Source organism: Chroococcidiopsis sp., from assembly GCF_051657925.1.
In the GTDB taxonomy this organism is placed as follows: Bacteria; Cyanobacteriota; Cyanobacteriia; order Cyanobacteriales; family Chroococcidiopsidaceae; genus Chroococcidiopsis.
In genome coordinates this window covers 1-6975 of sequence record NZ_JBOFLP010000282.1, presented here as the reverse complement: position 1 = coordinate 6975, position 6975 = coordinate 1, and the positions used below count along the sequence as shown (strand labels likewise).

Annotated in this window: 8 protein-coding genes; all 8 read left to right on the top strand. The window is 46.2% G+C overall.

Annotated elements, in window-relative coordinates; translation table 11 throughout:
• Positions 1-845: adenylosuccinate synthetase (locus ACRC32_RS23190; RefSeq protein WP_438556195.1), on the top strand; the 845-nt coding region annotated here is incomplete at its 5' end.
• An 86-nt stretch (positions 846-931) separates the two neighbouring features.
• Positions 932-1570, top strand: a complete 639-nt coding sequence (locus ACRC32_RS23185; RefSeq protein ID WP_438556194.1) for a 50S ribosomal protein L25/general stress protein Ctc — start codon at positions 932-934, stop codon at positions 1568-1570.
• A gap of 126 nt (positions 1571-1696) precedes the next feature.
• Entirely contained in the window at positions 1697-3229 is a 1533-nt protein-coding gene (locus tag ACRC32_RS23180; protein ID WP_438556193.1) for an AAA family ATPase, read from the top strand.
• Positions 3230-3283: 54 nt separating this feature from the next.
• Positions 3284-4081, top strand: coding sequence for a YdcF family protein (locus ACRC32_RS23175; protein ID WP_438556192.1), 798 nt, complete (start codon positions 3284-3286; stop codon positions 4079-4081).
• A 141-nt stretch (positions 4082-4222) separates the two neighbouring features.
• The gene (locus tag ACRC32_RS23170) at positions 4223-5293 is read left to right on the top strand and encodes an Mrp/NBP35 family ATP-binding protein (protein WP_438556191.1); all 1071 of its coding nucleotides are present in this window, start codon (positions 4223-4225) and stop codon (positions 5291-5293) included.
• Between the two features lie 105 nt (positions 5294-5398).
• Positions 5399-6670 carry a rod shape-determining protein RodA gene (gene rodA / locus ACRC32_RS23165; protein ID WP_438556190.1) on the top strand — a complete coding sequence of 424 codons (1272 nt, stop codon included), beginning with the start codon at positions 5399-5401 and terminating at the stop codon, positions 6668-6670.
• A 2-nt stretch (positions 6671-6672) separates the two neighbouring features.
• The gene (locus ACRC32_RS23160; protein WP_438556189.1) at positions 6673-6795 is read left to right on the top strand and encodes a hypothetical protein; all 123 of its coding nucleotides are present in this window, start codon (positions 6673-6675) and stop codon (positions 6793-6795) included.
• 93 nt (positions 6796-6888) lie between these two features.
• The coding region (locus ACRC32_RS23155) for an NAD(P)H dehydrogenase subunit NdhS (RefSeq protein WP_438556196.1) at positions 6889-6975 on the top strand (87 nt) is incomplete at its 3' end.

The window sequence follows — 6975 nt, the reverse complement described above, 5'->3', positions numbered from 1 at the left end:
AATATAAAAATGTCATTCTCGAAAAACTTTACAATCTACCACCCTTAGATCCAGAAGCTGTCATTGACGAATATTTGGGTTATGCAGAACGTTTGCGTTCCCACGTAGTCGATACCTCGCTGAAAATTTACGATGCGATCCAACGGCGGCGAAACATATTATTTGAAGGCGCTCAAGGTACGCTGCTGGATCTCGATCACGGCACTTATCCCTACGTCACCTCATCTAACCCCGTCGCGGGAGGGGCTTGCGTTGGGACAGGGGTAGGTCCCACGGCAATCGACCGCGTGATTGGCGTAGCAAAGGCTTACACGACGCGGGTAGGAGAAGGTCCATTCCCCACAGAATTAGACGGACAACTAGGGGAACTCTTGTGCGATCGCGGGGCAGAATTTGGCACGACTACCGGAAGGCAACGGCGCTGCGGCTGGTTTGACGCGATAATCGGTCGCTACGCCGTACGGGTAAATGGAATAGACTGTTTGGCGATTACAAAATTAGATGTCCTCGACACGCTAGAAGAAATCAAAGTTTGTGTCGCTTACGATATCGACGGCGATCGCTACGAACACTTCCCTCGCAACGCCCGTCAATTTGCCAAAGTCCGCCCGATTTATAAAACTTTACCAGGATGGCAGCGATCGACAGCTAATTGTCGCACGTTAGACGATCTGCCTAGACAAGCGCTCGATTACCTGAAATTTCTGGCAGAGTTGATGGAAGTACCGATCGCAATCGTCTCTCTCGGCGCTAGCCGCGACCAAACTATCATCGTGGAAGACCCAATCCACGGACCCAAACGCGCTTTATTGCACGCTGACGGCACGCCCGTCTCAGCTAGCTAAGTAGCGAATCGTCAGTTGTAGGGGCGTACAGATGTACGCCCCTACATTAGCAACCAACAACTAACAACTAACAATTAACAACAAAGATGGAACTTACAGTTGAGTGTCAAAAACGCCCAGAGGGAAGTCAACCCAATGCTTTACGTCGCGGTGGTATGATTCCAGCAAACCTTTACGGACATAAAGGTACAGAAGCAATTTCTTTAGTCATGAATGCTAAAACAGCAGAAACAATGCTGAAAAAGGCTTCTGTCAACAACACCATCATCGATCTAAACATCACCGATATTCCTTGGCGTGGTAAAACTCTGGTACGGGAAGTACAATCTCATCCCTATAAGGGAAAGCTCTACCACATCAGCTTCTTTGCCGTTGCGGCGCAAGATTCTGTGGATGTAGAAGTACCCCTACATTTTGTTGGCGATGCGGTAGGCGTAAAGCAAGAAAGCGGAATTGTCGATACGCTGGCAACAAGCTTGCAGATTCGTTGCAATCCCAATAGTATCCCAGAGGCGATCGAGATTAACATCTCTAACCTACACGTAGGCGATAGCTTGTACGTTCGCGAACTAGTTTTACCGTCAGGGGTAACAGTTTTAGGCGACACAGAACAAGCAGTTGTGACTGTTTTATCACCGCAGAAGACAACCGCAGCTGCGGTAGAAGAGTTGGAAGCAGAGGCAGGAACGGAATCAGCATCAGAATCTGATGCAGAAGCAGAATAATAGCTGACAACTTGAGTAGAATTGCCGATAATACCAGGGGGAAACTCCTGGTTTTTTATTTGCAGTTGCGATCCCCCCTAACCCCCCTGAGAAAGGGGGGAATATTAGAAAACACAGAGGAAAGAAATGACAGCAGCTTCAATTCCCGCTTCGATTCAACAAATGATGCAACCTGGGTTTTACCCTCATCCAGTGCAAGAACCAATTCAACTGATTCAGACGCATATTTCTTATGTGTTATTAACTGGAGAGTATGCTTATAAAGTGAAAAAGCCGATGAATTTTGGTTTTTTAAACTATTCAACGCTGGAGGCAAGAAAGCATTTTTGTCAAGAAGAATTACGATTAAATCAAAGAGGCGCAGCCGAGCTTTATTTGGAAGTTTTACCAATTACTAAAAACAAACAACAGTACCAACTAGGAGGTACGGGAGAGCCTGTAGAATACGTATTAAAAATGCGTCAATTTCCTCAAGATATGTTATTAATTAACATGTTTTCTCAGGGGAGAATTGACGAAAAACTAATGGTTGACTTAGGGAGAGTTGTAGCACAATATCATGAAAAAGCTGCAACTAACGACTATATTCGTAGTTTTGGGGAAGTAGCTCAAGTCCGTCAAGCTTTTGACGAGAACTACGAGCAATCAGAAAAATATATTGGCAAAGCACAGACACAAAACCAGTTTGACGAAACAAAAGCGTATACAGATAAGTTTTTTGCGGAGAAAGAGTCATTATTTAAAAGCCGCATGGCAGGCAACTTTATTCGCGAGTGCCATGGCGATTTATACATGCAAAATATTTGTCTATGGCATGACAAAATTTTATTATTTGATTGCATTGAATTTAACGAACCATTTCGATTTGTAGACGTAATGTATGACGTGGCGTTTGCCGTGATGGATTTTGAGGCACGGGGGCGCAAAGACTTAGGGAATATCTTTTTAAATACATATTTAGAGCAAACAGGTGATTGGGACGGATTGCAAGTCTATCCTTTATACCTCAGCCGTCAAGCATACGTGCGTGCCAAAGTCAACTCATTTTTGTTGGACGATCCAGGCGTACCCGCATCTGTCAAGGAAGAGTCGGCAAAAACAGCAGCAAACTACTATCGCCAAGCTTGGGAATATACCAAACCCCGTCAAGGCAAGTTGATTCTCATGTCTGGGCTATCGGGTGCGGGTAAGAGTACGGTAGCAAAGCAACTAGCGCGACAACTAGGGGCAATTCACGTTCGTTCTGATGCCGTTCGCAAACATTTAGCCGGAATTGCTTTAGAACAGCGCGGCGGCGATGAAATTTATACTGCTGAATGGCATCAAAAAACCTATCAAAGGCTTTTAGATTTAGGAGTACTGCTAGCAGATGAGGGTTTTACAGTCATTTTAGATGCCAAATACGATCGCACCGCTTTACGTCAAGAGGCGATCGCCCAAGCAGAATCTCGTCAAATTCCTCTACAAATTTTCCACTGTACCGCACCAGTGGAAGTCTTGCGTCAGCGACTGCAACAGCGTACTGGAGACATTGCCGATGCTACTGTTGACTTATTAGAGTCCCAGCAAGCCACTGCCGAGCCTTTTACTGACACCGAAAAGCCCTACGTTACCACGATTGATACGACACAGCCTGTGGAACCCCAATTGAAGTCGTAATTCGTAATTCGTAAGTTAATCACGATCGACTACCAACTACCAACTACCACTACAATGTTCCTCTTCCTATCGAAACTGCTACCACTATTTCTCTACCCGTTGGGAATAGCCTGCGTGCTTTTGGTGGTGGGGTTAGTGCTGTTGTTGTGGGGTAAAAAAACGCGCGGGGCGGCGATCGCAATTGCCCTTGCTCTCATAATTTTATTGGTAGGGGGTAATAGCTGGGCTGCTCGTTCTTTCGCGCGATCGCTAGAGTGGCAGCATTTGCCACTCAATCCCGTACCAACTGCCGATGCGATCGTGGTTTTGGGTGGTGTCACCAGAACGTCAACACCACCGCGCCCGACTGTAGAGGTGACGGAAGGTGGCGATCGCCTCCTCTATGCTGCTTATCTCTATCAGCAGAGTAAAGCACCTGTAATAATTCTCAGTGGAGGACGAATTGAGTGGTATGGGAATGATTCTGCTGAAGCAACTGATATGTCAGCGTTACTGAAGAACATGGGCGTACCAGAATTGGCAATAGTTCAGGAACCCAACTCTCGCAATACTTACGAAAATGCAGTTAACGTGCGTCAAATTCTGACACGGCGAGGTATTCGCCAGATTTTATTGGTCACTTCAGCAATGCACATGCCGCGATCGCTGTCAATCTTCAATCATTTGGGAATAGCTGCTATTCCCGCTCCCACTGATTTTCAAGTGTCTACTCAAGAGTTTCAAGAGCTAGCAAGTTCGCCCGAAGCTAAATTACTGAGTTTGTTACCAGACGCTAGCAGTTTATTTTTATTCACTCAAACTCTCAAAGAATACATCGGAATTGTCATTTATTGGTTGCGCGGTTGGTTGTAATCAGCGATAAGTTCGACTGACTCATAACCATTTCACCATTCACACCATTGACAAAGCCTTGGGGATGGATCGACTTTCACTCTACGCTGACCGCTAAGATGCAAATAGATAGCAAAGCAGCCTTAGAGAGTGAAGAATGTCATGCTCGATACCCTTAGTACCAGCTCTGTATTAGAAGTTTTGCGCCCCGTGCAAGATCCGGAACTCCGCAAAAGCCTAGTAGAACTGAACATGATCCGCAATGTCAAAATTGACAATGGCAAAGTCAGCTTCACTTTGGTTTTGACAACTCCAGCTTGCCCGTTACGAGAATTTATTGTTGAAGACTGCCAGAAAGCTGTCAAGCAGCTACCAGGAGTCACCGAAGTTGCGGTAGACGTAACAGCAGAAACGCCGCAACAGAAAGGTTTACCCGATCGCACGGGAATTGCTGGAGTGAAAAATATTTTGGCAATTTCTAGCGGTAAAGGTGGTGTGGGTAAAAGTACTATCGCAGTCAACGTTGCCGTTGCTTTAGCACAATCGGGGGCAAAAGTAGGATTGTTGGATGCAGACATTTATGGTCCTAACGCGCCTACTATGCTGGGACTAGAACAAGCACAGGTAGCAGTACGCCAAGGCGAGAAAGGGGAGGTTCTCGATCCGGTTTTCAATCACGGTGTGAAGTTAGTTTCGATGGGTTTTCTCATTGACAAAGATCAGCCTGTAATATGGCGGGGACCTATGCTCAATGGGATTATTCGCCAATTTCTCTATCAAGTCCAGTGGGGAGAATTGGATTATCTGATCGTAGACATGCCACCGGGAACCGGAGACGCTCAACTCACATTAACGCAAGCCGTACCGATGGCGGGTGCGGTGATTGTCACAACACCCCAAAATGTAGCATTGTTAGATTCTCGCAAAGGCTTGCGGATGTTCCAACAGATGCAAGTTCCAGTATTGGGAATTGTGGAAAATATGAGCTACTTTATTCCCCCCGACGCGCCAGATAAACACTACGACATTTTTGGTTCTGGTGGTGGGGAAAAAACCGCTAAAGAACTAGGCATACCCTTATTAGGCTGCATTCCGTTAGAAATTTCCCTGCGTCAAGGAGGCGATCGCGGTATTCCCATTGTTGTTGCTGAGCCTGAGTCTGCCTCTGCTAAAGCTTTAATGGCAGTAGCAATGGCGATCGCGGGTAAAGTCTCGGTAGCGGCATTAACTTAGGAGTGAGGGACGAGGAGTGAGGAGTGAGGGAAAAAAGCTAAATTTAGACTATGAAAAGGGAACCATGAATTAGTCGTATTTTGTCCCTATCCCCAATCCTCGTCCATGCTGTTAAAAAGATTCATATTTTCTGTTCCTTGGAAATTACTGCTTGCCCCTTGGCAGCAGGTAGACTGGTGGCTGTTAGCGCTGACTGTAGGCATCACAATATTTGGTGGTATTTCCATTCGCAGTGCAGAGTTAAACCAAGGAATTACCGACTGGTGGCAGCATTGGCTGTTTGGTGGCGTGGGATTGGCATTGGCTTTCTTTCTATCGCTTTGTCGCTACGATTTTCTCCTGCGCTGGCACTGGCTGACTTATGCTTTCACGAACATATCTCTGATTGCGGTCATGCTAGCTGGAATCAGTGCCAAAGGCGCTCAACGCTGGATTAGTGTTGCTGGCTTTAATCTCCAACCTTCAGAATTTGCCAAAGTTGGGATGATTATCACCCTAGCAGCATTATTACAATCTCGTAGCGCGGGGAAAATTCCTAGCCTGCTTCGAGCTTTGTTAGTTACATCTGTGCCTTGGGTTTTAGTATTCGCACAGCCAGATTTGGGGACATCTTTGGTTTTTGGGGCAATAACTCTCGGAATGCTCTATTGGGGTAATGTCAATCCTGGTTGGCTGATCCTATTAATTTCCCCCATCGTGGCAGTTGTCTTATTTAACGTCTATTTACCAGCCTGGTGTATTTGGGCAGTAGCAATGGGAGCGATCGCGCTTGCGACTATGCCTTGGCGGTGGTTGTCGGCAGTTGGAGCGATCGGAATTAACTTTCTGGCAGGAGAACTAGGACACATTCTCTGGGGATTGCTCAAAGACTATCAAAAAGACCGCATCATTTTATTTCTCAACCCAGAAAAAGACCCCCTCGGCGGCGGTTATCATTTGATTCAATCGCGAATTGCTATTGGTTCCGGGCAATTATGGGGACAAGGACTTTACCAAGGCACGCAAACCCAACTCAATTTCATTCCCGAACAGCATACGGACTTTATCTTTTCAGCAGTAGGCGAAGAATGGGGCTTTATTGGTTGCCTTGTTTTACTATTTATCTTTTGGTTGATTTGCTTGCGATTGGTACTCATTGCCCAAAGTGCGAAAGATGATTTTGGTTCCCTCCTCGTCATCGGCGTATTTTCGATGATTGTGTTCCAAATCATCGTCAATATCAGCATGACAATTGGGCTTGCCCCCGTCACGGGAATTCCCTTACCTTGGATGAGCTACGGGCGATCGGCACTGCTGACTAATTGGATTGCGATCGGCATCGTGCAATCCGTCGCCAACCATCGTCTAAAGAAAAAGGGGCGAGGAGTGAGGAGTTAGGGGTGAGGGAGAGAAGAGAGCTGAGGAGCAGAGGAAGCAGAGGAAGCAGAGGAGAATTATTACCACTCTCACCCCACGCCCTACATCCTTTCGTCACCCACCACTCACTGATAACTGATAACTGATAACTGACAACCAATCGCTGACAACTAATAACTGACATCACTACACTTATAAGAGAAAATTTAAATTATCAGTGTTAACAAAGAGGAAAAGCTATGATTCTGCCAGGAGCAACTGTGCGCGTTAAGAATCCTAATGATACTTACTACGGTTATCAAGGGCTGGTGCAGAGAATTACTGAT

Excerpts from the sequence above, each read along its gene's own strand:
- ACRC32_RS23185 (WP_438556194.1), top strand. The coding sequence starts at position 932 with ATGGAACTTACAGTTGAGTGTCAAAAACGCCCAGAGGGAAGTCAACCC.
- ACRC32_RS23180 (WP_438556193.1), top strand. The coding sequence starts at position 1,697 with ATGACAGCAGCTTCAATTCCCGCTTCGATTCAACAAATGATGCAACCT.
- ACRC32_RS23175 (WP_438556192.1), top strand. The coding sequence starts at position 3,284 with ATGTTCCTCTTCCTATCGAAACTGCTACCACTATTTCTCTACCCGTTG.
- ACRC32_RS23170 (WP_438556191.1), top strand. The coding sequence starts at position 4,223 with ATGCTCGATACCCTTAGTACCAGCTCTGTATTAGAAGTTTTGCGCCCC.
- rodA (WP_438556190.1), top strand. The coding sequence starts at position 5,399 with ATGCTGTTAAAAAGATTCATATTTTCTGTTCCTTGGAAATTACTGCTT.